Here is a 25,695-nt window from a genome sequence, read left to right on the forward strand (position 1 = left end):
TTAAGCCTTGTATTTCTTGAGTTCCGTACTGTCCCACACTGTCCATAAGGACGTCTGTATTCACCCTTTCACGGTGGATACAGGGGTTCGAATCCCCTAGGGAACGCCAGCGCGAGCAAAAGCGCGGACCTGACGGTCGATTCCATTGAAAAAGTAGCTTTTTTTGCGCGCCGAAGGCGCGGGCTCGTCATCGTGTCTTTTCAAGGAAACTTGCGACCGAATCGCGCATTGCCTCGGACTGTGTGTTCAGCCCCGATGCGGCGTCGAGCACAGTGCGCGCCGATTCGCGGACGCTTTCGGTCGATTGCGAAACGGATGTGATGTTCGACGTCACCATGCTCGTGCCGGCGGAAGCTTCGCTTACGCTTCGCGCAATCTCTTGGGTCGCCGCATTCTGCTCTTCGACCGCCCCGGCGATCGCGGTCGTCGCCTCGTTGACTTTCTCAACAGTGGTCGCGATACCGCGAATTGCCGCCACGGCGTCGCGCGTCGAATCCGCAATGGCGGCAATCTGGCTGGAGATGTCTTCCGTGGCGCGGGCCGTCTGATTCGCCAGCCCCTTCACTTCAGAGGCCACAACCGCGAATCCTTTGCCGGCATCGCCGGCGCGGGCCGCCTCGATCGTTGCGTTCAGCGCCAGCAGATTGGTTTGTTCGGCGATCTTGCGGATCAGAGTCGCAAACTCGCCGATGCGCCCTGTCGCGGCGGCAAGCGAGGCGACGGTCGCGTCGACGGCTCTGGCCTCGGTAGCGGCTTGCGTCGCGATCGCCGCCGCCTCGCCGACGCGCGACGAAATCTCGCGGATCGACGCCGAAAGCTCTTCGGCCGCGGCAGCGACCGTTTGCACGTTCGCGGTTGCCTCTTCGGAAGCCGCCGAAACGACGAGCGACCGCTGTTGCGTATCCTCGGCTATCTTGACCAAAGATTCCGCATGTTCGCGAAGCGAGTTCGCAGACCCGGCGACGCTTTGGACGACCGAGCCGACCTCGTCCTGAAAGTCGACTGCCAGTTTGCGATTGGCCGCGAGTTTTTCGCGCATCGAATCGTTCGCTTCGTTGACGATACGAGCGGCGCGCTTGAACGATCCCAGCATGCCCGTCTCGAGAACCTTGCGGTAGAACTTGCCCTGCCGCGCATGGTCCATCGACGCCGTTGCCTCCCGCACGAACGCATCGGTCGCGTCGATCAGCGTGTTGATCGAGTTCGAAAGCTCGCGCAGTTCGCCGGAATCGCGAATGCCGACGAGACGCGGCTCGAGATTCCCTTTGGCCGCCGCGCGCGCGACAGCACTGACGTCGATCACGCAACGCCGCGCGCGAAGCGAAAAATAGACGGCGATCAGCGTCGAAAAGACACTCGCAGGCGCCAAGATCGGTGCCAGCGGGAGACCGAGCAGACCTGCGACGATGCCTGCGAGCCCCACGAACGCGCCGAATGCGGCCGCAAAACATGCCTTAGACAGAGAAGATAAATTCGTCATAGCTGACCCCCTTCGACGCAAGCATAGAGCCGAGATACTCGAAGGATTGCTCCATCCCGATCTTCCTGTCGGACGCGCGCTGTTCGATTTCCGAGAGGGTTCTGTACAGGCCGGTGGCCGCTTGCGACTGGTTTGCTTTCGGTTTGCGGCGATTGGAGTGGTAGCCGACGACACTGCCGTCGGACGCGAAGGTGGGCGTGATGTGCGCGAAGACCCAATAGTGGTCGCCGCCTTTCGCCATGTTGACGACATAGGCGAAAACCTCGTCGCCCGATTCGATTCTGTCCCACAGCAGTTTGAACACGCAACGCGGCATCCAGGGATGCCGCAAGATGCTGTGCGGCGCGCCAACAATCTCCGACTCCGGATAGCCCGCGATACGAAGGAAGACTTCGTTGCCGTAGGTGATCCGACCCTTGAGGTCGGTCTTGCTGACGATAACCTCGTCCTCGCCGAAGGTTCGTTCGATGCCGGTTGGCTTGAAGGCGTATTTTGCCATGTTTCGACCCCCTATTACTGCGCGATCAGGCGATTGTGGCCTTCTTGACCTGAAGCGAAGTGCGCTCGCCGCGTCCGAAACGTTCGAATCGAGCGCGCCTCGGCATGTCTGCAGATGCAAGGCTTTGCGTTGCGGGCGATCAGATGAGCCCGTTGCGTCGAGGCATCAACGATATCGTGCGGCCCATCGTGCGGCTCCTTCCCTTTTTGTTGTTTGAAGCCAGAATTGAATGGAAGTGCTTAAAAATTGGTGAATGTACGGACAGCGCGGTGCGGCGGCGCAGCCGCGCTCGGCGTTTCGCATGGTTGCCGTCGCTTAAGTCTTCCTTAAGTACGCCGACGATACGTTTCGGGTATCGCGTTTGGATTTCTGCGCGCCGAGTCGGTTTCCGACCCGAAGCCTTGCTAAAGAAGGAAGCGCGTCGTGGCAGCTGTCGATCTCTCGAAACGTCTGAAGCTTCTGAATATCACCGACATTACGATCGGGAACATGCGCACGTTCCATCCGATCGTGCAAAACAACATCGACAACCTGATCGCCGAATTCTATCGGTTCATCCACCACATGCCGGCGACGGCCGCGATTTTTTACGGCTACGACATCGAACGGCATTTGAAGCCGGCGCAAAAAAAGCATTGGGATTCGCTCTTTTCCGGCCGGTTCGACGACGACTACATCGATCAAGCGATCCGGATCGGCACGATTCACTACCGGCGGAAAGTCGCGCCGTATCTCTACATCGCCGGATACAACTACTTCCATTGCGAGATGATCCGCCTCGCGGCCCTCCACTACAGCGGCATGGATCTCGCCGAACTGTTGCAGGCCATTGCCAAGGCGGTCGCGCTCGACATGGACCTCGCGCTGACTTCATATACGCGTGCCGCATGGCTGCACGACGCTTGACCCATCTCAACGCATCGGGAATCGCACGGATGCAGACTGGCGGCGTTTCTGGATCCGATCGGAGACAATCCGCGTGACCGACAAACGACTGCCCCTCGACGCCGACCAAGCTCTTGCGGCTTGGAACAAAGCACGCGGGAGCGAACTTCTGCCGCCGGTCGCGTTCGCGGCCTCGGAAATTCCGCCGCATTTGTTGCCAATGAGCATGTGCTACCGGCGGATGCCGGACGGCAGCTATCTCTACAGCCTGGTCGGCGACGATATCGCCGCACTGCTTCTCGAAGATCCGCGCGGCACGACCGTGCTGCATTCGGCACCTGAGGCCGAGCGGCAGCAACGCTACGCGCAGATCGACAGGGCCATCGACGAAGGGCATCCGTTCTGGTTCGAAACGAAGTCGCAGCTTACCGACGGAACGGCGATCGACGTGGGGCGTTTGGCACTTCCCGCAACAAACGGCCCGCGCAAGGTTCTTTTGATGATCTATTTCGTCGCTGCCGGAGATTTGCGCCCGGACGTTCGCTTCGCCAGTTTCGCGCATTGGGACGAATCGTCGATACGCTGGCTAGCCTAGTGTCCCCGAAGCAGCGCTTTGGCTGCGCAGCACCTGCACCGCCGACAGAAGCGGGTGCTGCAGCCGGCAGGTCGCACCTCGATCAAACGCGCGAAATGCGCACGCCGATCCGCCACCGCATATCGGAGCCAGTTGGCGCTGCTGCGACAAGTTGACGCGCGTTTGGATTGGGGTGGTCGACTTCGTTCGCGGGGTCAGTTCGGCGCGAACATGCGCTGCGGCAGTTCGGTCGCGATCCACGGGAAATGGATCAGGATCGCCGTCATCAGCACCATTGCCGCCACGAACGGGATCGTGCCGGCGAACACGTCGCGGATATTGCCTTCGCGCCGAACGGCCTGGATGACGTAGAGCGTCATGCCGACCGGCGGCGACAGCAGCGACAATTCGCACATCAGCACCATGAACACGCCGAACCAGATCGGGTCGATGCCGGCCGCCACGATGATCGGGAACACGATCGGCACGGTGCCGACCATCATCGGCAGCGTCTCGAAAAAGACGCCGAGCACGACGTAGAAGACCGCAAGGATCCACATAAGCTCGGTCGGCGAGCGGCCGAGGCCGGCGATGAAAGCACTCAACGTCTGCGTCACGTTGAGACTGCCGAGCGCGAAGTTGAGGAAAAATGCGACTGCCAAAATGAGCATCGTGATTGCGGTGAGGTTCGCGGTGGCAACGAAGCTTTCGTGCAGCATGCGGATCGTGAGCGTACGATTGACGGCCGCGATCACAAGGGCCACCAGCACCGACAAAGCCGCCGATTCCGTGACGGTCGCCCAGCCCGTATAGATCGACCCCATGATGACGACGAACACGACGATCGGGCCGGTGAGGTCGGCGAGGCCGCGGATGCGCTCGGCGAGGCTCCGTTTGGGCTCCTTGGGCCCCATCAGGTTCGGACGCAGCAGTGCGATTGCCACGATCGTCGCCATGAAAAGAAATGTCATCAGCACACTCGGAATGATCGCACCCGCGTAGAGCTGGCCGACCGAGCTGTTCGTCAATGCGGCATAGACGATGAAGGCAATGCCCGGCGGAATGAGATTGCCGAGCGACGCGCCCGCGGCGATCGAGCCCAGCACAAACCGGTCGTCGTAGCCGCGCTGGCGGAACGACGGCAATGCCACGGTCGCGATGGTTGCGGCCGTCGAAACGGACGAGCCGGAAACGGCCGAGAACAGCGCCGATGCGCCGACATTCGTGTGCAGGAGCCCGCCCGGCAGGCGGCCGAGCCAAAGTGCCAAGGCACCGTACATCTTGTCGGTCGCCCCGCAGCGCACGAGAATTTCACCGAGCAGAATATAGAGCGGGATCGACAGGAGGATGTAGTCCTCCATGGCGCTCCAAAGCTGCGTGCCGTAGATCGCCATCAACGCGCCGCCGAAATAGATCTCGATCGCGACGGCAGCCGTCAAGAACAGCACGGTTGCGACGTGCAGCCCGAGGAACAGGAGCAGCAGCATGCCGAGGAAGCCGATCGCGACGGCGGCGATCCCGATCGTCACGATGCTTTTCCTTCGGCGGTCGGCGGCAACGTCCCTTGCGTTTCGACCTCGATCTGGCCTTCGACCGTGAGCGGACCGTAGAGCGCATCGAGGCGTTTGCGGTCGCGCACGAACAGGAGTGCGGCATGCACGGCACACGCCCCCGAAACGCCCGCAAACAGGGCAAGCCCGGCGAGCCACAGGCCCTGCGGGATCCACATCGGCGTCTGCAGCGGCGTGGCCGCACGGCTGTCGAACAGGAGGCTCTCGTCGAGCACGTGCCAGCCTTGCCAAACCGAAATCGCCGCAAGTGCGGCGAGCGACACGGCCGTCGCGAGGTTCAGGATCGAGACCGCCAGCGGCGACATATAGGGATAGAGGAAATCGACGCGCGAATGCGCCTTTTGCAGCAATGCGGAGGAAAACCCGAAGGCCGAGACGATGGCGAGCAGATAGGCGCCGAGCTCGTTCACGCCCTGCACGGAGTGGCCAAACAAGCGCCGCGCCACGATGTCGTAGAGGGTGGCAAAGCAAATCGCCATCAACGCCCAGCCGCACGCGATCTGAAACCAGCGAACGGCCGGCCCCAGAACGCGCGCGACGGGATTGTTGCTGTCGTAAGGGCCGGCGCCGGGCATTTAGGGGATCGTGATCCCGCGCGCCTTGCCGATGCTGCCGTTCCAGGCCTGCTTGCAGTTCGGATACGCGCGCGCGCAGCGCTCGGCCCATTCGGGCAGGACCTGCTCGGCCGAGATCTTGCGCACGCGCGCGAGATCGGCGGGTGCGACGTCGACGAGCGTCATCTTGTAGCTCACATGCGGCGGCGTGCACGGCTCCTTGCCGATGCTGCAGTTGGTCGCAATCTCGTTGGTGTTGCGCGCGAGGTTCCAAAGTTCGGCTTCCATGCGCCGCAGCTCGAGCGACAGCACGTCCTTCTGGGGTGCCGAGAGCTTGGCGTACCACGCCGCGTTGACGAGATGCGCCTGTACCGAGCCCGAAACGGAGAGCGGCAGCAGATGCGACGTCACCTCAGGCCAACGGCCGGTGTTGGCCGACGTGGGCGACGTGACGCCGCAATTGGCGACACCGCGCTGCAGAGAGGGATAGACTTCCGGGAACGCGATCGAGACGGGCGTCGAGCCCAGCTGCTCGAGCAGCTTCGACATCGACGGCGTGAACGAGCGCACGCGCTGGCCCTTGAGATCGTCGAGCGTCTTGATGGCCTGGTTGCAGAAAAAGACCTGCGGGCCGAACGGCCAGATCGCCAATGCGCGCGCGCCGAAGCGCTGCTCCAAGCGCTTGTCGAACAGCGGACGATAGGCCTTCACGGCCGATTCGAGATCGTCCATGTCGGTCGACACGCCAATGAGGTCGATGCCTTCAAGGAACGGATCGTCGCGCGAGGCGAGACCGATTTGCGTGGAGACGATGTCGTAAGTACCCCCGCGCACGAGGCGCAGCGCATCGGCAAGATTGAGGCCGAGCGCCATGAACTCTTGACGATCGACGCGCAGGCCAACGCCCGCCGAAGTGATGCGCGCCATCGCCGCCGATTCGATCGGAAACTGGGTTTGCACGCTCGGCGTTTGGCTCAGCCAACGAACTGGGGTCTGGGCAGACGCACCCGAGGCAACGACCCCGGAGCCGACAACAAGGGCCGCAACGACCCCGAAAACAAACGACCGCATGCGCAAAACTCCTGGTTCGATCGATACAACAAATCGCCCCAGGATGATGCAATTCATATGCCATTGAAGGCCTTAGGCCGAACGCGTTGCGCCTCGCCGCGTCGCACGGGGGCGGCCTCAAGGCGTCGATCGCGAGGCCGTGTATCTTGCCCAACGCCTCTTTGGCCGCGAGCATCGACGCGTGGAACGCGCGGCATGAATCTTCGCCGCAATCTAGTCCGTGCGTGCCTTGCACGCCTCGAGGGCGGCGACGCTTGCGGGCGGCAGCGGGCGCGATTTGCGGTCGCCCGTGTCGACATGCACGATCACGCTTTCGGCGGAAGCGACGTGGCGGCCGTCCTGGAACAAAGCTTGTTCGAGCCGTATCGACGAACGCCCGATCGCCGCGACGCGGCTGCCGATATCGACCCTGCCCGGCCAGCGGATTTCGTCGACGAAATCGATGGCCACGCGCGCGATCACAAATGCGCCGTCGGGCGCATGGAGCGGTGCGGCCGGGTCGTACAAAAATTCGACACGGCCGGTTTCGAAAAACGTCGCGAACACGGCGTTGTTAACGTGCCCTTGCCGGTCGGTGTCGGCATAGCGCAGCTTGTCGTAAGATTGGCGCGGATAGTCGGCGAGTTCCGGTTTTTCGCTCATGGGCAGTTGGTTCCCCGATCAGCTTGAGGGCGTACGAAGCTCAGCATAGTCGCCTGCACCGCGTCGAGAGCGGACTGGCATCCGAATTGCTTGCCGATACCCCCATGAAACTCTCGGAAATTCCGGCGCTGAAGCGCTTCTGGTATCCGCTCGTGCGCGTCGAAGATCTCGCGGCAGGGCCGGTCGCACAGCGCCTACTCGGCGTCGATCTCGTGCTGTGGCTGGACGAAAGCGGCGCACCCGCCGCCGCCATCGACCGCTGCTGCCATCGCACGGCCAAACTTTCGATCGGATACGTCGAAAACGGCGCCATCGTGTGCGGCTATCACGGCTGGACGTTCGATCGGTCGGGCAAATGCGTGCGCATCCCGCAGCGCGTCGATCCGGCCGCGACCGGCAACATCAAAATCGCCGCGTACCATGCCCAAGCGCGCTACGGCCATGTCTGGGTCGCGCTCGACACGCCGCAAGCCGACATTCCCGATTTTGCCGAAGACGGCGATCCAGCTTGGCGGCGCATCCCGGAATTTGCCGAGACATGGGGCTGCGGCGCCTTGCGCCTCATGGAAAACGAGTTCGACAATGCGCATATCGAGTTCGTACACCAGGCGACGTTCGGCAACACGCGCGATCCGATCCCGGCCGAAAACAGCATCGAGGAATTTGCCGACGGGTTCGTGACGCACACGGTCATTCGCGCCGCCAACCGCGCCATCGGTGCCGCCTATTCCGGCCTTGCAGGCGAGACCACGACGCGCACGACCGTGCATCGCTACTGGGTCCCGTTCCTGCGCAAGCTCGACCTTACCTATCCCAACGGCGTTGCCCACCGTATCGTGACCGCGACCGTACCCGTCGACGAGGGCCATACGCGGCTCGTGCAATGGGCCTATCGCAACGACAGCGAAGCGGAGGTTCCGGCCGCAAAGGCCGTGGCGTTCGATCGCGCGGTCACGCTCGAAGACAAAGCCGTGCTCGAGGCAACCGACCCTTACGTACCGTTGCGCGATTTTGCGACCGCCGAACGGCACATGCCGTCGGACAAGCCCGGCCTCATCATGCGCCGGATGCTGCTGGCCCTGGCCGATTCCGGCTGAGATTTGCGGCGAGTGCCCGTGCCGCCGCCATGCCGACCAGCATTGCGGCGGCAAACAGCAATGCCGGTGCAGCGCCCGTCCCGACCGCAACGAAGGCAGGGCCGGGGCAGAACCCGACAAGCCCCCAACCGACGCCGAAAATCGCCGCCCCGAATACGAGACGCGCATCGATAGACGTCGCCGTCGGCAGATGGAACGCGTCGGCGAAGACCGGCTGCCGGCGCTGCAGCACCAAGCGATAGCCGAGTGCGGCAACCCCGACGGCGCCGAACAGCACAAACGCCAAGCGCGGATCCCAAGCCCCTGCGCCGATCGCCGCAAAATCGAGAAATCCAAGCACCGTCGCCGGGTTCGACATGCCCGAGACGACAAGCCCGAGCCCGAACAGCAAACCGATCGCAAATTGAACGAAGATCGCCACCGCAAACCTCACAGATATTGCCGCCATAGAATGGCCGTCGCGATCGCCGTCGCCATGAAGATCGCGACGGCCGCAAAAGAGCGTTTGGACAGGCGCGACAATCCGCACACGCCGTGGCCCGACGTACAGCCGCTGCCCCACACCGCCCCGAAGCCGACCAGTAGGCCCGCCACGACGAGCGTGGCAGGCCCCGCTTCGACGACGAGTTCTGGCATGGCGCCCGTGCCGAGCCGCCACGCAAGCGGTGCGGCCACGAGCCCGACCACAAAAGCGGCCCGCCCAAGAAATTCGCGCCCCGTGAAGTCGCCAGCGGCGTAAGGCGGCAGCAGGCGCGACGCAATGCCGCTCACGCCCGCGATGCGCCCCTCGAACAGCATCAGAAGCATGGCCGCCGCACCGATCAGCGCACCGCCCGCCAATGCGGCAGCAAACGAAAAGTCGGTCATCGCGGCGTCACGGCGACGGGATGCGGCATGTCGAAATGCCGATGAGCCGATAGGCCGGGCAGAAGCGGAAGGCTGCCGTCGCCATCAAGATCGCACCCACCGCGACGAATACAAATTTCCAGAGGCCGAGGGCCGCGAAGAATTCGGCGAAGGGCGGCAAGAACGGAGCCGCGAGCAGCACCGCGCCGCCGGCAAAACGCAGCAGGCGATCGGTCGATCCAACATTGGCCATGGAAAGCTCCTTCGTTTTTCCGAGCGTGAAACTATTTGTTAAGTATATTCGAAAATACTAAAATAATGAAGATGGAAACGAAACGACGGAAAATCGCGGCCAACGCGTTGGAATCGAAAGCCGAACAGGCGGCCGCTCTGCTCGGCGCGATGGCCAACGGCAAACGGCTGATGGTGCTGTGCAGCCTCTTGGAGGGCGAAAAATCGGCCGGCACGCTCGCCGAGATCGTCGCGTTGAGCCCGGCAGCGCTTTCGCAGCATCTTGCGAAACTGCGCGCACTCGGCCTCGTCGCCGCCCGCCGCGACGGCCAGACGATCCGCTACAGCCTTGCCGACGCCGCCGTCACGCGCGTGCTCGAAACGCTTTACCGGATATATTGCGCGCCGAAGCCCAAAGCGCTGCGGCGTGTATCCAAACCCGCTGCACGCGGTCGCGCCGCTCAGACGTCCGAGCCGTCGAAGCGGTAATAGACCGAGACGCCGAGCAGGATGTCGGGATGTTCGCCGTCGTCGGCAAACGGCACCATCAGGCTCTCGACCTCCGACCAAATGTCGCCATGGTGCAGGATCGGCGGCGTACGGGCCCAAGTCGCCAAGCCGTCGATCGCGGTCAGGCGCAGGCGCACCGCGTCGAGCGGGCGCTGCGGATCGGACAAAGGGCGGTCCTGGAGATACTGGCCGGTAATGTCGACGCCGACCGACGCGGCGATCCGGGTGCCGAACAGGCGGCAGCGCAACCGAAATGGCTCGCGCTCGATGTCGTGCATCCAGATCCAGCCAAGGGCGGCGGGTACGGCAAACGCATCGAAGGCGGCGCGGACCGGAAGGCGTCCATGCGGGCGCGGTAGGCCCTGCCAATGCGCATAGACGCTGCGCGTGCGCGGATGCCAGAGTTCGGTATCGAAGGGCTCGACGGTGAAGTCACGCATTGGTGCAATCGTGCCGATCTCGTTTGCGATCGATCGGCGAAGCGACAGACCCTGCGTGCCGTCGCCGTGTCAAAAGGCGATGCGGCGACGTCTCGGTGCTGCAGCTTGCCCGATCAGCTATCGAGCCAATTGAACAGGATGAAGATAATGGCAAGGAGCGCCATCACGGGCGCGACCGGTCCCGAACTCGGAAAAAGAACCAGCAGCACGAAAACCGGCAGCAGGTACATCAACGAGCGGTAGGTGCGCATGATCTTCTTCGACATGTGGGGCTCCGATGGGTCGCGGGCGTTCATTTGAGGATAAAGGCGGGGAATTCAGGCGGCAAGCTGGATGTCGATGCCTTTGTCGGAAGGATGGCCGTCACGATACCGCGGCCCCGGTCGGCGGATTGACATGTGCGAGCCCCGTCGTGCGCCGCAGCAGCGGCAGCATCGCCAGCAGGGCCGCAAACAAGAGCCCGATCTCGATCGCATATACGACATTGTAGCCGGTCGCGGGATCGAGCCCGCGCGCGGCGGCAAACCAGGCGACGGCCTCGTAAACGATGCCGCCCGTCGCCACCGCAAGGCCGGCTGCCGAAGCCTGCACGGCCCCCCAAGCGCCAAGGGCGAGACCCGTCTGGTTTTTGGGCGCCAAGTTCATCGTCGCGGTCAAGGTGCCGTGGCCGAACAGCCCAGCCCCGAACCCGACTGCCGCGGTACCAAGGCCGAACAGCACGGGGGCTTCGAACGGGGCCGATGCGATCAGCGCCAAGTAAGCGGGAATGCCGACCAAAGCGCCGTAGCTTGCCATGCGGAACGGGTCGGCACCGCGGCCCAGCACGCGCGAGGCCAGGCCAAAGCCGAACAGCCCGCCGAGCGCGAGCGTGGCCGTGAGCGCCGTCGTGGTGCCGACCTCCATATGCAGTATCTGCCCGCCATAGGGCTCGAGCAGCACGTCGGACATGCTGAACGCCATCGTGCCGAAACCGGTCGCAATCAAGCGGCGAATGGCACGGTCGCCGGCGACAAAATGGGCCCAGGCTTCCGCAAACGAGTGCTGCTTTTTTGCGGGCGCGGCGGCGGCCGCACCGTAGAGCGGCTTGCGCGGCTCCTGTTTCCACAACGCCACCACATTGAGCACGATCGTCGCGAGGGCCGCACCTTGGATGACCTGCACGAGGCGCAGCGGCGAGAAATCCGCGAGCAGCCAGCCGAACAACAGGGCCGAGAAGATCATGCCCGCAAGCAGCATCACATACATGAGCCCGACGACTTTGGGCTGGGATTCGACGGGTGCGAGATCCGTCGCCAACGCGAGGCCCACGGTCTGCGTCATGTGGAGCCCCGCCCCCACCAGCAGAAACGCGAGGCCCGCACCAAGCTGGCCAATCCAGGCCGGCGCATCGGCGGACTCGCCGCCACCGGCGAGAACAAGCAACGCGAACGGCATCAGCGCAAGGCCGCCGAACTGGATCATCGTGCCGCGCCAGATGAAGGGCACGCGCCGCCAGCCCAGGGCCGAGCTGTGCGTGTCCGAACGGAAACCGATCAGCGCGCGGAAGGGCGCGAATATCAGCGGCAGCGAAATCATCACGCCGACCAAGGCGGCCGAGACGCCGAGTTCGACGATCATCACGCGGTTCAGCGTGCCGACCAGCAGCACCAGCGCCATTCCGACCGAAACCTGAAACAGCGACAGCCGCAGCAGACGGCCGAGCGGCAGATCCGGCGTCGCCGCATCCGCAAACGGCAAAAAGCGCGGGCCTGCCTGCAGCAGGAACAGCACGGCTTTCTGGCGCATTCCACTCATCGCACGATCCTCTTTGCGGCCCTCTGTGCGGCCTTGCAAACGAAACGAGGCAAAAGCATCAGATCAAACGAAACAGGCCGGGATCCCGACTAGGACCCCGGCCCGTTGACGTCGTCTGCCGTGCAGCCCCGTTACTTCGGGAGTTCCAGGGACGCAAACGCTTGCGCGCCCGGCGGTTGTCCTGTGGGAACGACCAGTTCCGAAACGATGCGCGGCTTGGCGCTGCCGTTCAGAAAGGCCGGGAACCACGTCGTGTTCGTGAGGATGCACGCGTGAATGAACAGCGAGACCCCAAAGATGCCGACGGCGCCCATGGGGATGCCGACCGACGGTTTCACGACCAGCCACATTCTTCCGTAAAACATGGTGCGTTCTCCTATTTCAGCCAGGGCGTGAACATGTACGCCATCAGATGTGCGGCCAACGAAACCAGCGCGAAGATGCGCGTTCCGTCGATGATGTGACGGTGGATCTCCTCCGCCTCCGGCAGCGTCAGGCCCGTCGGCCAGACTTTGGTGGGATCGTCGGACATGTCGTTCCTCCTAGGGGTTCTTTGGGACTCAAGAGCGTGCAGATCCCGCACGCAGGGTTTTACAACTTGAGAACATGTCATCGACCCAAACGGAGGAATCGATGAACGGACAAACTTATCAAGCGAGCACGACCACGCCAAGCGGAAATTTAACGGTTTATGTTTGTTTATGAATGGTTTTTGCGAATATCTCGCAATTCTACAGCACTAAACGGTACTCCAATATGTAAATCTAACCTGTCATAAATTTTTGTCGACATAAAGTTACAAATGACATGGCCCGAGTCGGCACCCCGATTGCGTGCTAGCGTCGCGCGCGAAATTCAGTCCAAAGGGAGAGCCAAGCCATGACCTTGCGCATCAACGCCGTTGCGCCGGACTTCACCGCCACCACGACCCAAGGCACGATCCATTTCCACGAATGGATCGGCGACAGTTGGGCGGTGCTGTTTTCGCATCCCAAGGATTTCACGCCCGTCTGCACGACCGAGCTCGGCTACGTGGCGCGCCTCAAGCCCGAATTCGTCAAGCGCAACACGAAAGTGATCGGCCTCAGCGTCGATCCGGTCGAAAACCACGCGCGCTGGGCGGCCGACATCGAGGAAACGCAAGGCTCGAAGGTCGATTTCCCGATGATCGGCGACCCTACGCTTGCAGTTGCAAAACTCTACGATATGCTGCCCGAGGCGGCAGGCAGCACGGCCGACGGCCGCACAGCGGCCGACAATGCGACCGTGCGCACGGTCTTCATCATCGGCCCCGACAAGAAGATCAAAGCCATGCTGATCTATCCGATGACGTCGGGGCGCAATTTCGACGAAGTGCTGCGCCTGCTGGATTCCATCCAGCTCACCGCCAAGCACCAGGTCGCAACCCCGGTGAACTGGAAAAACGGCGAGGACGTGATCATCGCAGGTTCGGTCACCGACGACCAAGCCAAGGCCAAATATCCGGGCGGCTGGAAGGCGCCCAAGCCCTACTTGCGCATCGTGCCCCAGCCGAAATAGGCGACTTGACCTGAATCAATGCAACCATTCGCGCCGGTTGCCAATCTGCCGTCATCCTCGCAACACAAAGGAGATGGCGATGGCAACCGGCGAAATGATCTATCTGGGTTTCGTGCTCGTCTTGTTTGCGACGTTTGCAGGCGTCGTTTTGTGGGTCTCGGCCGACGATGTGCGCAACCGCGCCAATCGGCGCACGAACCAGAACGCCGCCAACGACAGCAGCGTTTCCTTGCCGCAGCAGCGCGCGGCTTAAGCAACGCCGTTTAGACGACCGGGCCGAACGCGTCCGCCGGGCACGGGCGGATCGGAAAGCGTGCGCGCGGCGGGCCGGCTGCCGGATCGCTCATTCCCGCCGCGCACACGCGGCCTTGGCAAAAACCCATGCCGAGGCGCGTGGCCATTTTGAGTGCGGCGGGTGCGTCGAGATCGAGCGCACGTGCCGCATCGAGATCGCGGCGCGTCACCGCTTCGCAGCGGCACACGATCGTTTCGGGTGCTGCCGATTGCGCGGGGATACGCAACCAGCGCCCAAGTGCGCGCGCGGCCGCTTCGAAGCTTTTGCGCCTGATACGCGCGCGCCGCACGGCCTCGACCATCTCCTGCGACGGCGTGCGGCCGAGCCGGGCCACGATCGCGGCGGCCGTCTCGGGCGCGTCGCACAAGGCGGCTTCCACGCCGCGCACGCCGCGCGTTTCGCCGATCGCATAGAGATCGGCAATGCTGGTTTCGCCGACGCCGTCCACGCGCGCATGCCAGCCGCCGAGTGCCGCATCGAAAGCGGTGTCGGCACCGGCGACCTGCACGAGATCGATATTCGCCATCAAGCCGTAGCCCGCACCGACGACCGCAACGTCGAAGCGGCGCGTGCGGCTGGGATCGTCCAATCTCGCGACCGTCGCCGACGCGACGGATTTGTCGCCATCCACGCGCACAAGCGCATGCTTGCGCAAAATCGGCACGCGCGCGCGCATCAAGCGCAGCACGAAACCGGCGGCCCGGCCGAGCAGGCCCGGCGCCCCCAGCAACGCGCGCAAGACGCTTGGCGACGGCAAGCCCGACGCATCGACGACCGCGACGAGTTCCACGCCGGCCGCGCGCATCTCGTCCGCGACGAGATAAAGCAGCGGCCCGCTGCCTGCGAGCAAGGTCGGCCCCCGCGGCACAATGCCCTGCCCCTTCGCCAGCGCCTGCAGGGCGCCGAGATTGAACACGCCCGGCAGTTCCCAGCCCGGTACGGCAACGTTGCGCTCGATGGCACCGGTCGCCAGCACCACGGCTTTGGCGTTCAAGATATGGCCGCGCCCGGCCGCATCAAGCGCCCACACTTCATGGCCGGCGCGAATGTCCAGGACCTCGATGCCCGCACGATGGGAAAGATGCTTGGCCGCTCCAACGCGACTGCGCAGCCATGCCCCGCTGCCTTGGTCGCGCCCGCGCGGCTTGCGCCACACATTGCCGCCGGGGGCCGCATCGGCATCGAGCAGCAGGGTCTCGACCCCTTCGGCCGCAAGGGCAAGCGCGCAAGCCGAGCCCGCCGGCCCGGCACCGATCACGACGGCTTCGCACGCCGGCAATGGCTGAGATGCAGACTCGCTGGGCTGCGCGCGGCAGGTGCGTTTGCCCTCGGCGTCCAGACATTGAAAGCAATGACCGATCGCGCACAGGGCCGGATGCGGGCCGCGCAAGAGAGCTTGCGCAAGGCGGCTGTGCGGCGGCGCGGATGTTTCGGCTTCGGGATCGGCTGCGGAATCGAGAGGGCGGAACAAAGCTTCGGTCCGTTTGAAATTGATCCCGAACCGTGTCACGAAAGACCGCAAGGAGCAACCGCCGCCTATGCGCCGCATCGACACTGAGATCGCCGTTTTCGGCGCCGGAATCATGGGGGCTGCGTGCGCCGAAGCGCTCGCCGCCGCGGGCCATCGCGTCGTCTTGATCGATAGCGCATTGCCGAACGCGGGCAGCTCCGGGGCGTGCGACGGCTACGTGTCGGTCTCGACCAAAACGCCGGGCCCGGCTTTGGAAATGGCGGCGGCAAGCCAGCGCCTCTATCCCGCTTTGGCCAAGCGGCTGGGGCCTTCGCGAATCGAGTACAAGCGCTGCGGCGGGCTCATGCTGATCGAAGCGGCCGACGAGATCGCCAAGATGGACGCGCATTGCGCGCTGCTGCAAGCGGCCGGAGTCGATGCGCGCATGGTCGATCGGGCGGGCATGCTGGCGATCGAGCCCAACCTGTCGCCGGACTTGCACGGTGCGCTCGACGTGCCAGACGAGGCGCAAGTGACCCCCTATCTCGTCGTACTCGCCCTTGTCGCGGCCGCGCGGACACGCGGCGTGGAAACGCTGTGGCACACCTCCGTCAAAGAATTCGACGTGGCGGGCGACCGCATCGCCAGGGCGCATCTCGAACGCGGCGACGGCGAACGCATCGACTTGGCGGCCGAACAATTTGTGTTCTGTGCCGGCATTTGGAGCCGCGAACTAGGTGCCCTTGCTGGGCTCGAATTGCCGGTCGTCCCCCGCCGCGGCGAGCTTTTGGTCACCGCACGCGCCAAGCCGCTCGCCACGCGCTTTCTCGTATCGGCGCGCTACCTCACCGCCAAGCTCGATCCGGACGCCGCCAAATCCTCGCCCGACCCGCTCGTGCGCATGGGCTACGGCTTCACGCTCGAGGCCACGCCGCACGGCCAGCATATCGTCGGCAATACGCGCGTATTTGCGGGCTTCGACCGGCGCGTGTCGGGCGACGGCTACCGCACCATTCTGGCCGAGGGCGCCAAGCGCGTCCCAGCACTTGCCAAAGCGACGATCCTGCGCGCCTTTGCGGGCCTGCGCCCGTTTGTGCCCGACAAGCGCCCCCTGCTCGGCCGCTCAGGCATACGGCGCAACGCGATCGTCGCCGCCGGGCACGAGGGCGACGGCATCACGCTCGCCCCGCTGACGGCGCAGATCGTCGCAGCACTCGCGGGCGGACACCCAAGCCCCTTCCCGCTTGCCGGCATGGAGCCCGACCGCTTCGCGAGCCCGCCCTTGCCCTAAGGTCCCAAGCACCGCACACTCGCAGCTCAAGAATCTTGTCGCCGGGAGCGAACGCAATGTCAGCCGTGGTCGACCAGGACGACTTCCATCGTCGCCGCAGCATGGACCAGCGCGAGTGCGATCTTGCGGTCCGCAAACACGAGCTGTTCGCAAACAACCGTCCGGGCGGCCAGCGCGCCAATTTCAGCTACCGCAACCTGACCGGCCTCAATCTCGCCTGCAAGAATCTGGCGGAGGCCGATTTCACCGGTGCCATCATGGTCGAGTGCGATCTGAGCGGCAGCGACCTGCAGCGCGCGATGCTGTTCTGCGTGAATCTGACCAAAGCCAAGCTCGTGCGCGCCAATCTCACGCGCGCGGACATGCGCGGTGCGGTCTTGAAAGGGGCCGACCTCACGGCTGCCGAAATGTTCAACGCCGATCTGCGCGAAGGGGCGATCTTCACCAAGCGCCTCGCCTCCGACCTCGAAAACGTCGCGACGTCGGCCGATCCCACGGATCTTTCGCGCGCGCGCATGGTCAACGCGAACCTCACGCAAGCCAACATGTCGGGCGCGGTCGCGGCGATGGCGGATTTCACCGACGCGATCCTCAAAGGGGCCAATCTCGCCAAGGCCAACCTCAAGAACGCGACGTTCGAAGGGGCCGATCTCGAAGGGGCCGACCTCTCGCGCGCCGACATGCGCGGGGCCGTGTTGCGCAACGCCAATCTCTACGGGACGACGATGGTGGCGGCCGACCGCACAGGCTGCGACGAGACCGGGGCTTTGACCGACCAGCCGCGCGGCAAGCCGATGTCGATGCTCAAGGAGTCGCTGCACATCCTCGTGCGCGACCATGGCGCCTGGATCGAAAGCGCCGGCGCCAAAGGCCGTCCGCTCGACATTTCCGGCTTCGATCTGCGCGATATCTCGTGGCCCGAACACGCGCTGCTCACCTCGCTGAAAGCGAAAGAGGCCTGCATCGCCAATGCGCGGTTCGACGGCACATGGCTTCAGGCAAGCCTGTTCGAGGGGGCCGATCTGCGCGGTGCGATCTTCAAAAGTGCCGATCTGCGCGGCGCCAATCTAAAGGGCGCCAATCTCGTGCGCGCCGTGTTCGAAGGCTGCAATTTGGCCCCGCTCGTCGTGGCCTCGGGCCGGTCGCTGATCGCGCGCTTCGATGCGGCAGTGCTTCGCCATGCGAAGTTCCAGCACTGCCAGCTTGCCAACGTGTCGTTCGCGAATGCCGATCTGCGCTGGGTTTCGATGGCCGAATGCGACACCGCCGGTGCCGATTTTGCCGGTGCCATCGGCGCACCCGCCGCACTCGCAGCACGCCCGCAGGGCTGAGTTTGGCTTCGCCAAAAGAAACGGCTTGACCAAGCTACCTACCAGAAGGTAGTTTCTCGTCATGCTCATGTCGAACACCCGCGACGACCTTTTGGATGCCGCCGAAGCGCTGATGCGCAGGAACGGCTATTCGAGCGTCAGCTACGCCGATCTTGCCGCGCGCGTCGGCATCCGCAAAGCGAGCATCCACCATCATTTTCCGGGCAAAGCCGATCTCGGTGCGGCCCTTGTCGAACGCTACATCGCCCAGTTCGACGAAAAGACCGCCGCGATCGAAGTGCAGTTCTCCGATCTGCGCAGGCGCATGCGGGCCTACGGCGAAATCTATCTCCGCAGTCTTCAGGAAAGGCAATTCTGCCTGTGCGGGATGCTCGCAACGGAAACAGAGCTCCTGCCCGATGCGGTCCGCCAGAACGTCGAGCGCTTCTTCGTTCGTCAGACCGAATGGCTCGCGCAGATCTACCTCGCGCAGCGCGCGTCGAAATCGGCGTCCGACCGCCAAGCGGCGCAGCGTGCCGCCGAGACGACGCTGTCGGCACTGCAAGGCGCCTTGTTGGTCGCCTGGGCGCGGCGCGATCCGCGCATCCTGGCGCGCGCCCTGGATGCAATCGAAGCAACGATCGACGGCTAAAAATTTTGACGGCAAAACTACCTACTGATAGAGAGGCTAATATGGAGTTCGCAAACACACAAACGCTGATCCTCGGCGGCTCGGGCGGCATGGCGTCGGCAACGGCGGCCGAAATTCTGCGCGCGGGCGGCAGCGTCGTGCTCGCCGCACGCGGCAAGGACAAACTGGATGCGGCCAAGCGCGACCTCGCGAAGCTCGGCACGGTCGAGACCGAGTTGCTCGACCTTGCCGACGCTTCCGCCGTTGCGGAATTCGCACAAAGACTGCCAAGCGCCTACCCCGCCCTCACCGGCCTGGTCAATGCGGCCGGCCGATTCATTCCGCGCTCTTTCGTCGAACACACGCCCGCCGACTACGACAGCTACCACGACATAAATCGCGGGACGTTTTTTGTGACCCAAGCCTTGGCGCGGTCGCTGATCGCGCGCAAGAGCGCGGGCGCCATCGTCAATATCGGGTCGATGTGGGCCAAACAGGCCGTTCAGGCGACGCCGTCGTCGGCCTATTCGATGGCGAAGGCAGGCCTCCATTCGCTGACGCAGCATCTGGCGATGGAACTCGGCGTCCACGGCATCCGGGTCAATGCCGTGTCGCCGGCGGTCGTCGAAACGCCGATCTATGAAGGCTTCATCCCGAAGGCAGACGTGCACGCCGCCCTACAGGGGTTCAACGCCTTCCATCCGATCGGCCGGATCGGCACCGCGCAAGACGTCGCATCTGCCGTTGCGTTTCTGCTGTCCTCGAAGGCGGCCTGGGTCACCGGTGCGGTATGGGACGTCGATGGCGGCGTCATGGCGGGCCGCAATGCCTACAACTGAGCAAACTGCGGCGCGCATCGTCGTTGCGCCGGACTTCGGCGTTTGGCGCAATGCCGCAGACAGCGGCGTGCAGCGCAAGATCCTCACCGACGCCAACGGCCGAAGCGAAGACGCTGCCATGTTCGAACGTTTCGCGCCCGGCGCGCGACGTGCCGCACGCGACGATCCGCATGGCCGCGAAATCTTCGTGCTCGAAGGATCCTATGCGGACTCCTCCGGGCGATATCCGGCCGGCACGTATCTGCGCAATCCGCCGGGTTTCGAAAACACAGGGTCAAGCGACGAAGGCTGCCTGCTTTTCGTGCGGCGTGGCGACTGCGCCGCTGCGGACATTGCGCGGGTTGTCGTCGATACGGCTTCGTCGCCCTGGCATCCAGGTCTGGTCGAGGGCCTAAAGGTAATGCCGCTGCACGCGCACGGCACCGAACACGTGGCCCTTGTCGATTGGCAGCCCGGCACGTTCTTCCAGCCGCATTCGCATTTCGGCGGCGAAGAAATTCTGGTCTTGGCGGGCGAGTTCGCCGACGAACACGGCAAATATCCGGCGGGCACCTGGATTTCCAGCCCCCATCTCAGTCGCCACACGCCGTTCAGCACAAAAGGTTGCCGCATCCTCGTCAAGACCGGCCATCTCGCAACGACGGCTGCAACGCGCGTCGGCTAGAGAAACCGCATCTCGACGCGCGCTTTGGCGTTGGGCGTGTCGTCGACGAGCGCGCGGCATTCGAACACGCGCGAGGCCGCGACCTTGCCGCCGTCGACAAGACGCGCTTTGGCGGCCGCCGAACGCGCCGCGGCAAGCGCTTCGAGGTCGGCAGGCTCGGCCTTGTCGATCTCGCCCGCATGCGCGAAGCCGCACAGCTCAACCTGCGCGGCCGGGCGCTTCTCGAGCAAGGTTACGAGTGCGGACAGCTGTTCGGCAGCGGCGACTTCGATGTCGCTTTTGCCGGCGGCGAAGGCGATCGGCGGCAGCACGATCGCGGTCCCCCGCCGCTCGCTGTCGACCGCGCTCGAGATGAGCGCGCCGAACGGAAACAGCACCGAGAAGGTCGTCGACAATGCGCCCTCGAGTGCGCCGCCCACGGCCTGACGCACCGCATCGGCCGTGTCGAATTGCGGATCGCGCAGCGGCCCCGCAACCGGGATATCGAGCTCGATCGTGCCGTCGGGATCGGCGAGCAAGCCAAGCACCGTCGCCACGGGCAGCTTCGGCTCGGGATCGTCAGGTGCTCGCGCGCGTTCGTCGATCTGCAGATTCTCGAAGCGCCATTTCGTGGTGCCGGAAAGCTGCTCGTCGCGGGCACTCAAGGTGGCCGCCACGTCGCTCGTCCCGGTGCGCAGATCGATGCCCAAAGCCAGATCGACATAGGGCGACAGCGGCGGCAGATCGATCGCCTTGGCCGCAAGTTCGAGATCGAATGACAGCAAGGGGGCGAACGCGAACGCCGTTCCCTGCACGCTTGCCTGCCCAAAACCGCCCACGCGCGCCGACAGCGAAAACGCGATCGGCCGCTCGGGGCGCAAATTGTCGAGGTCGCTGATGCTTGCCTCAATGCGGTCGAGGGCAAGGCGCACCGGGGCGTGCGGCGTGCGATCTTCGAAGATCGCGCGCCCGCCGCCCATCGACAGGCGCCCCACCGCATAGCGCAATGGTGCCGGTGCCGCGATCGGCGTGGGCACGGAAGGTGTTTGCGCCGCGGCAGTTTCGGCGGGCACCGGCGCGCGCGCGGCATCGAGACTGAGCCAGCCTTCTTTGGTGCGCGTGAGGCGCAGCAGCGGGCGATCGATTTGGATCGTGTTGACGGCGACCGCGCGGGTGCCTTCGAGGCGCAGATCGCGCATGGCGGCGCGCGCGGCCTCGATCCGCCACGGAAAGGCGGGCTGCCCCGCGCCGGCGGCCACGCGGCGCAAGACGCGCAGATTTTCGATGTCGATGCGCGGTGCTTGCGTTCCGGCGGTATCTGCTGCGAGGTCGGCGGCGGTGAAGCGGCCGATGGCGGCGAGCGTGCGCCCGTCGGCGGCATCGAGCGTGAAGTCGCTCGCCGCCAGGCGGCCCGCGAGCGCCAAAACCGGCGCCACGCTTGCCCGCCCCTCGTGGCGCAGATCGGCGAACGCAACCGCGAGCCCCGCCTGTTTGGAAGCGGCCGATCCGCGCTCGAGGCCTAACGCACCGGTGCTGGAAATTGCATCGCCCTGCTGCACCAGCACGCCGCGATAGCGCAGCTGCGCCAGCGTCGCCTCGACGTCGTCGCCGGCGAACTTCGCAAGCGCCGTCTCGAGCGCGCCGTCGAACTGCAGCAAGCTCCCGTCGCGCGACAAGGTCGCGTCCGCCGATAGGCTTTGCGCCGCGAAACTCGTCGTCCCTTGCGCGAAGGCGACGTCGCGAACGACCGGATTGCCGCCGAATGCGATCTTGCCCGAAGATGCGACCGACAATTCGAGCCGCGCAAGATCGAGGCCGGCCGCGCGCAGTTTGGTACCGGCAGCGTCCAGCGCGAGCGATGTCGCATTGATGCCGCCGCGCACCGCCAATGTGCCGTCGCGCGCGCGCGTCGCCTGGATTTGCGTGGCCGCAAAGGTCTGCATGTCGACCGCCAGATCGGGCCCGCGCAAAGACGGCCGCACGAGGTTAAGATCGCCGCGCAGATCGAGCGCATCTTGGGCCCCAAGCGTCGCCGCCCCGCGGTAGGCAAGGCTTTCGCCAGCAAGCGTGCCGGCATCGGTGTCGCGCGAGAAATCCTGCGCCGTAAGCGTGCCGTCGAGCGCCAAGCCGCTTACCGACTGCCAGCGCACGCGGCCGTTCCATGAAGCGGCAGCCGCACGCGTGGCCGGAACGGCAAGGCTGCGAACGCTGGCTTCGCCGCTCAGCGACAAATTGGGGCCGGCAGCAAGCTGTGCCACGGCGACGTCGAGCTTGGCCTCGAGCGTGCCGCCAAGCTCGAGGCCGGCAATCTTCGCAAACGAGGCCAATGGAAGCCCGGCAATCTCGACCTGCCCCTCGAAAGACGGTGCCTGGAGATCGGCCGCCCCGCGCACCGTGAAAGGCGTGTCGCCGAGCGTGGCTGCCAGCGCAAAGCGCAGCTTGCGCGGCTGCTCGTCGAAGGCGAAGCGCTCGAGCTTGAGGCTGTCGATCTTCAGCACCAACGACGCGTCGCCGTCGCGATAGACAAGGGTCGAGCCGACGATTTCGGCAACGCCGATGCCGATCGGCCAGTCGAAGCCGAGCCCTTGCGTCTTGGACGGTGCGAGGCCCGGCCGCGCAGGTGCGCCACCGCCAAGTGCCACGCCCGAGACGGCAAAACCGCCATCTGGCTTGCGCACCAGCGCAAGGGCGAGCCCCTCCACATGCAGGCGCGGCAACTCCAAGCGGCCGGCCAGCAGCTTGCGCCAATCGAACCGCAGATCGAGGCTGCCCACGCGCAAGCCCGGCTCGGCACCTAGCACCGGCTGCATCTGCGCAAGCTCGACGCCGCCCAGCAGAATTTCGCCCGCGCGCAACGACACCGAAGCCTGGCCGAGCCCGACCAGCTGCAGCCCGGCCAAGGCCGCCCCCTGACGCACCGCATAACGCAGGGCAAAATCAGGCGCCCATACAACGGCCAGACCGCCCATAGCGGCAAACGCCAACGCAAAGGCGGCAATCCAACGCACGCGGGCTTGCCGCAGGCTCGCCATGATTTTGCGCGTCTCCATCAAGCGACTGAGAATAAGGCAAGAACGGCAGACGATAAAGTTTTCGCGACACAAGCTAGGCCCGGCGTGCTACAACAACGGTCGTTCAAGCGCCTTTATTTGGGAGAATCCCGATGTCGCTCACGATTTCTTCGGTCGCCGGCGAAAAAGCGATTGCCTCGCTGTCGAGCGCCAATTCCGACGTCAAGCAAGCCGCCGCCATCTCGGCTTTCAATGCAGCCAACGACGCGCAAGCAGCGCTGGTCGATCTCGTTTCGACGATCGCACCGCCCGCCGCCAGCGGGCGCGGCAAAACGCTGGACGTCGAAGCCTAAAGATTCAGTTCGGCAGCGTTCAGTTCGGCAGCGCTCAGTTCGGAAGCGGGCCGTCGGCCAAGCAATTGGCCAAGTCGGCCTGTGCGAACTGCGCGCCGTCGAGATTGGCCTCGCGCAGGTCGGCCGCGCGCAGCACCGCTTCTGAAAAATCGGCGTGCGAGAGCACGGCTTTGCGCAAGACCGCGCGCGACAGATCGGCACGCCAAAGGCGCGCGCGCTCGAAATTGGCGCCCATAATCTGGCCTGCGGCACCGCCCAAACGAACCGGCTGCAGATTGGTGTCCGCCATTTTGGCGTCGGCCAGATAGACGCGCTTGAACGTGGCTGCGCGCAGATCGGCGCCGGTGAAATCCGCATGCGAAAGATCGGCCGACGCGAAATCCGTCAGCACCAGGATGGCGCCGCGGAAACTCGCGCGCGAGGCAACCGAATTGCGCAGCACGGCCCCCGACAGATCCTTGCCGTCGAAGCCGTAGCCGGTGAGATCGACGCTCGACAGATCGAGCCGCTTGCCAGCCGCACCCTGGGTTGCGATCCAGCGCGCATGTTCGGCGAGCGCTTCGTCGATCGAACCGTCCATTTCGCGCAGCTTCGCACTGGCATTGCCCGCGCGCGCGAACGCCGCGCGCATGTCGGCGTCGAGGATGGCTCCCGTCGCGTCGGCTTCGCCCAGAACCACGCCCGCAAGGACGGTTTCCAGCATCAGCGATCCGCGCAAATTGGCGCCCGTCATGTTGCAGTTGCGCAAGTCGGCCTTGCGCAGATCGGCGCCGGTAAAGTTCGCGTTGCGGAAATCCACGCCGTCGAGCGAAGCGCCCACGAGTTTGGCGTCGCTGAGATCGACCTGCATGGCGATGGTCTGCGAAAGTCGCGCGCCCGAGAGATCCACCCCCCTCAGCGTCGCTGTCGCCGCATCGACGGCACCGCCGACCGTGCCATCGGTCTGGCCGCCATTGCCTTGGCGCGCGAGTTCCCCCTCGCGCATATCGGCGTCGCGCATGTTCGCATCGCTGAGATCGGACCCGCGCAGATTGGCGCCGCGCAGATCGGCGCGCGACAGGTCGGCGTTCTGCAGGCGCGCAAAACGCAGATCCGCGCAGAACAGCGTGGCGCCGACGAACCGCGTGCCGCGCGCCGAACAGCCTTTGAGGCGCGCACCCGTGAGATCGGCACCGGACAGATCGAGCCCGTCGAGTTCCATGCCCGAAAGATCGTAGAAGGCAAGCTTGGCGCGCCGCCCGGCGGGATCGCGGCGCATGAAGCGCACGTTCGACGCGGCAAGTTCGCGCAACGTCGCACGGTCGATGCGCACAAGCGTGCGGCCGCTCATCGCCAGGTCCACTTGGCGGCGGCCGCGCGGTCGGCCGCACCGCTGCGCCATTCGGGGAATATCGCGCGCACCGATGTCCCTTTGCCCGGAACGCTGTCGATTTCCAAGGTGCCGCCGTGCTGTTCGAGAAGGATCGCAACGATCGAGAGTCCAAGGCCGGTGCCAGCCTCGCCGCTTGAGCCGAGGCTCGAATGCGCGTAGGGAATTTTTACACGATCCAGGTCGGCCAATGCAATGCCGCACCCGCCGTCGGCGACGGTGAGAACGGCGCGGCCCGCCGCATCGCGATCGACGTCGAGCGCGACCGTCGCGTTCGGCGCCGAAAACTTCACTGCATTGGAAACCAGATTAACAATAATCTGGTGCAACGCCCGGCGGTCGGCCGACAACGCCACTTCAGCGCGATATTCGATCGCAAGCGCGATACCTTTGGCGACGGCAAGTCCGCCGATGGTGGCCGCACAGCCTTCGACGATTTCGCGCAAGTTCACCCGCTCGTCCTCGAGGCGGTACTGGCTCTCCTCGAACTTGGTCTGGTCGAGAAGTTGGGTGACGGTTTCCGCCAACTGCAAGGCAGAAACGCGGATATCGCGGGCATAGCCCGCATAACGCGGATCGCCGAGCGGGCCGAAACGACCGCCTTCCATGATCTCGGCAAAGCCTGCGATGGCGTTGAGCGGACTGCGAAAATCGTGCACCAGACGCGCGAGCAACTGGCGCTGTTCGGCCAAGCGCCGTTCGGCATCGCGGCGCCGCGCTTGCTCGGCGGCGAGAGCGGCTTCAATCGGCGATGATCCCTGCCTGTCCAT

Annotated in this window: 30 protein-coding genes; 12 read left to right on the plus strand and 18 right to left on the minus strand. The window is 64.6% G+C overall.

What is annotated here, in order from left to right:
- Nucleotides 1–187: 187 nt before the first annotated feature.
- Nucleotides 188–1,480 (minus strand): methyl-accepting chemotaxis protein, encoded by a 1,293-nt coding sequence (locus tag O9320_13110; GenBank protein MCZ8311783.1) that lies wholly within the window; start codon nt 1,478–1,480, stop codon nt 188–190.
- Nucleotides 1,455–1,979, minus strand: a complete 525-nt coding sequence (locus tag O9320_13115; GenBank protein ID MCZ8311784.1) for a PAS domain-containing protein — start codon at nt 1,977–1,979, stop codon at nt 1,455–1,457. The genes O9320_13110 and O9320_13115 overlap by 26 nt, the downstream gene beginning before the upstream one ends.
- Before the next feature lie 423 nt (nt 1,980–2,402).
- Here O9320_13115 and O9320_13120 point away from each other — a divergent pair, with 423 nt between their 5' ends.
- Both O9320_13120 and O9320_13125 read left to right on the plus strand, forming a co-directional pair.
- The gene (locus O9320_13120; protein ID MCZ8311785.1) at nt 2,403–2,885 is read left to right on the plus strand and encodes a protoglobin domain-containing protein; all 483 of its coding nucleotides are present in this window, start codon (nt 2,403–2,405) and stop codon (nt 2,883–2,885) included.
- A 73-nt stretch (nt 2,886–2,958) separates the two neighbouring features.
- The gene (locus O9320_13125) at nt 2,959–3,459 is read left to right on the plus strand and encodes a hypothetical protein (protein MCZ8311786.1); all 501 of its coding nucleotides are present in this window, start codon (nt 2,959–2,961) and stop codon (nt 3,457–3,459) included.
- Between the two features lie 194 nt (nt 3,460–3,653).
- On the opposite strand, the gene O9320_13130 is transcribed toward O9320_13125, so the two are convergent.
- The 4 genes from O9320_13130 to O9320_13145 form a co-directional block, all read right to left on the minus strand.
- The gene (locus tag O9320_13130; GenBank protein MCZ8311787.1) at nt 3,654–4,967 is read right to left on the minus strand and encodes a TRAP transporter large permease; all 1,314 of its coding nucleotides are present in this window, start codon (nt 4,965–4,967) and stop codon (nt 3,654–3,656) included.
- Nucleotides 4,964–5,584, minus strand: a complete 621-nt coding sequence (locus O9320_13135) for a TRAP transporter small permease (GenBank protein ID MCZ8311788.1) — start codon at nt 5,582–5,584, stop codon at nt 4,964–4,966. The genes O9320_13130 and O9320_13135 overlap by 4 nt, the downstream gene beginning before the upstream one ends.
- A complete protein-coding gene (locus O9320_13140) occupies nt 5,585–6,634 on the minus strand; it encodes a TRAP transporter substrate-binding protein (GenBank protein ID MCZ8311789.1) in 1,050 nt (349 codons plus the stop codon).
- A 213-nt stretch (nt 6,635–6,847) separates the two neighbouring features.
- The gene (locus O9320_13145) at nt 6,848–7,276 is read right to left on the minus strand and encodes a thioesterase family protein (protein ID MCZ8311790.1); all 429 of its coding nucleotides are present in this window, start codon (nt 7,274–7,276) and stop codon (nt 6,848–6,850) included.
- Between the two features lie 104 nt (nt 7,277–7,380).
- Between O9320_13145 and O9320_13150 the strand changes: the two genes are divergently transcribed.
- Nucleotides 7,381–8,373, plus strand: a complete 993-nt coding sequence (locus O9320_13150) for a Rieske 2Fe-2S domain-containing protein (GenBank protein MCZ8311791.1) — start codon at nt 7,381–7,383, stop codon at nt 8,371–8,373.
- On the opposite strand, the gene O9320_13155 is transcribed toward O9320_13150, so the two are convergent.
- The 3 genes from O9320_13155 to O9320_13165 are packed head-to-tail and all read right to left on the minus strand — an operon-like array spanning nt 8,333 to nt 9,472.
- Nucleotides 8,333–8,794, minus strand: a complete 462-nt coding sequence (locus O9320_13155; GenBank protein ID MCZ8311792.1) for a YeeE/YedE family protein — start codon at nt 8,792–8,794, stop codon at nt 8,333–8,335. The genes O9320_13150 and O9320_13155 overlap by 41 nt on opposite strands.
- Nucleotides 8,795–8,802: 8 nt before the next feature.
- Nucleotides 8,803–9,240, minus strand: coding sequence for a YeeE/YedE family protein (locus O9320_13160; GenBank protein MCZ8311793.1), 438 nt, complete (start codon nt 9,238–9,240; stop codon nt 8,803–8,805).
- Between the two features lie 7 nt (nt 9,241–9,247).
- On the minus strand, nt 9,248–9,472 hold the full coding sequence (locus tag O9320_13165; GenBank protein ID MCZ8311794.1) for a DUF2892 domain-containing protein: 225 nt from the start codon (nt 9,470–9,472) through the stop codon (nt 9,248–9,250).
- Between the two features lie 71 nt (nt 9,473–9,543).
- Here O9320_13165 and O9320_13170 point away from each other — a divergent pair, with 71 nt between their 5' ends.
- Nucleotides 9,544–9,939 (plus strand): metalloregulator ArsR/SmtB family transcription factor, encoded by a 396-nt coding sequence (locus O9320_13170; protein ID MCZ8311795.1) that lies wholly within the window; start codon nt 9,544–9,546, stop codon nt 9,937–9,939.
- Here O9320_13170 and O9320_13175 read toward each other — a convergent pair.
- The 5 genes from O9320_13175 to O9320_13195 all read right to left on the minus strand — a co-directional run bounded on the left by O9320_13175 (nt 9,912) and on the right by O9320_13195 (nt 12,726).
- A complete protein-coding gene (locus O9320_13175) occupies nt 9,912–10,400 on the minus strand; it encodes a PAS domain-containing protein (GenBank protein ID MCZ8311796.1) in 489 nt (162 codons plus the stop codon). The genes O9320_13170 and O9320_13175 overlap by 28 nt on opposite strands.
- A gap of 113 nt (nt 10,401–10,513) precedes the next feature.
- Nucleotides 10,514–10,666 (minus strand): hypothetical protein, encoded by a 153-nt coding sequence (locus tag O9320_13180; protein MCZ8311797.1) that lies wholly within the window; start codon nt 10,664–10,666, stop codon nt 10,514–10,516.
- A gap of 97 nt (nt 10,667–10,763) precedes the next feature.
- Nucleotides 10,764–12,194, minus strand: a complete 1,431-nt coding sequence (locus O9320_13185) for a PucC family protein (protein ID MCZ8311798.1) — start codon at nt 12,192–12,194, stop codon at nt 10,764–10,766.
- A gap of 131 nt (nt 12,195–12,325) precedes the next feature.
- Nucleotides 12,326–12,559, minus strand: a complete 234-nt coding sequence (locus O9320_13190) for a light-harvesting protein (protein MCZ8311799.1) — start codon at nt 12,557–12,559, stop codon at nt 12,326–12,328.
- Nucleotides 12,560–12,570: 11 nt separating this feature from the next.
- Complete coding sequence (locus tag O9320_13195; GenBank protein ID MCZ8311800.1) at nt 12,571–12,726, minus strand: light-harvesting protein; 156 nt, start codon at nt 12,724–12,726, stop codon at nt 12,571–12,573.
- A 347-nt stretch (nt 12,727–13,073) separates the two neighbouring features.
- Here O9320_13195 and O9320_13200 point away from each other — a divergent pair, with 347 nt between their 5' ends.
- Together O9320_13200 and O9320_13205 are read left to right on the plus strand one after the other, a co-directional pair.
- Nucleotides 13,074–13,733: a peroxiredoxin gene (locus O9320_13200; GenBank protein MCZ8311801.1), complete on the plus strand. Its 660-nt coding sequence runs from the start codon at nt 13,074–13,076 to the stop codon at nt 13,731–13,733.
- 79 nt (nt 13,734–13,812) lie between these two features.
- On the plus strand, nt 13,813–13,986 hold the full coding sequence (locus O9320_13205; GenBank protein ID MCZ8311802.1) for a hypothetical protein: 174 nt from the start codon (nt 13,813–13,815) through the stop codon (nt 13,984–13,986).
- 10 nt (nt 13,987–13,996) lie between these two features.
- On the opposite strand, the gene O9320_13210 is transcribed toward O9320_13205, so the two are convergent.
- On the minus strand, nt 13,997–15,499 hold the full coding sequence (locus O9320_13210) for an FAD/NAD(P)-binding oxidoreductase (GenBank protein ID MCZ8311803.1): 1,503 nt from the start codon (nt 15,497–15,499) through the stop codon (nt 13,997–13,999).
- A 67-nt stretch (nt 15,500–15,566) separates the two neighbouring features.
- Between O9320_13210 and O9320_13215 the strand changes: the two genes are divergently transcribed.
- The 5 genes from O9320_13215 to O9320_13235 all read left to right on the plus strand — a co-directional run bounded on the left by O9320_13215 (nt 15,567) and on the right by O9320_13235 (nt 20,213).
- Nucleotides 15,567–16,769 (plus strand): FAD-dependent oxidoreductase, encoded by a 1,203-nt coding sequence (locus O9320_13215; GenBank protein MCZ8311804.1) that lies wholly within the window; start codon nt 15,567–15,569, stop codon nt 16,767–16,769.
- Between the two features lie 56 nt (nt 16,770–16,825).
- Nucleotides 16,826–18,100 (plus strand): pentapeptide repeat-containing protein, encoded by a 1,275-nt coding sequence (locus tag O9320_13220; protein MCZ8311805.1) that lies wholly within the window; start codon nt 16,826–16,828, stop codon nt 18,098–18,100.
- 61 nt (nt 18,101–18,161) lie between these two features.
- The gene (locus O9320_13225; protein MCZ8311806.1) at nt 18,162–18,731 is read left to right on the plus strand and encodes a TetR/AcrR family transcriptional regulator; all 570 of its coding nucleotides are present in this window, start codon (nt 18,162–18,164) and stop codon (nt 18,729–18,731) included.
- Between the two features lie 41 nt (nt 18,732–18,772).
- Nucleotides 18,773–19,549, plus strand: coding sequence for an SDR family NAD(P)-dependent oxidoreductase (locus O9320_13230; GenBank protein MCZ8311807.1), 777 nt, complete (start codon nt 18,773–18,775; stop codon nt 19,547–19,549).
- On the plus strand, nt 19,536–20,213 hold the full coding sequence (locus O9320_13235; GenBank protein MCZ8311808.1) for a cupin domain-containing protein: 678 nt from the start codon (nt 19,536–19,538) through the stop codon (nt 20,211–20,213). Before O9320_13230 ends, O9320_13235 begins: the two co-directional genes overlap by 14 nt.
- Here O9320_13235 and O9320_13240 read toward each other — a convergent pair.
- Complete coding sequence (locus O9320_13240) at nt 20,210–23,242, minus strand: DUF748 domain-containing protein (protein ID MCZ8311809.1); 3,033 nt, start codon at nt 23,240–23,242, stop codon at nt 20,210–20,212. The two genes, O9320_13235 and O9320_13240, sit on opposite strands and share 4 nt — an antisense overlap.
- A 113-nt stretch (nt 23,243–23,355) precedes the next feature.
- Here O9320_13240 and O9320_13245 point away from each other — a divergent pair, with 113 nt between their 5' ends.
- Nucleotides 23,356–23,556, plus strand: coding sequence for a hypothetical protein (locus O9320_13245; GenBank protein ID MCZ8311810.1), 201 nt, complete (start codon nt 23,356–23,358; stop codon nt 23,554–23,556).
- A gap of 34 nt (nt 23,557–23,590) precedes the next feature.
- Here the strand turns inward: O9320_13245 and O9320_13250 are convergent, their stop codons facing one another.
- On the minus strand, nt 23,591–24,886 hold the full coding sequence (locus tag O9320_13250) for a pentapeptide repeat-containing protein (GenBank protein ID MCZ8311811.1): 1,296 nt from the start codon (nt 24,884–24,886) through the stop codon (nt 23,591–23,593).
- The gene (locus O9320_13255; GenBank protein ID MCZ8311812.1) at nt 24,883–25,695 is read right to left on the minus strand and encodes a HAMP domain-containing sensor histidine kinase; all 813 of its coding nucleotides are present in this window, start codon (nt 25,693–25,695) and stop codon (nt 24,883–24,885) included. Before O9320_13255 ends, O9320_13250 begins: the two co-directional genes overlap by 4 nt.

Source organism: Magnetospirillum sp., assembly GCA_027532905.1.
Classification (GTDB): domain Bacteria; phylum Pseudomonadota; class Alphaproteobacteria; order CACIAM-22H2; family CACIAM-22H2; genus Tagaea.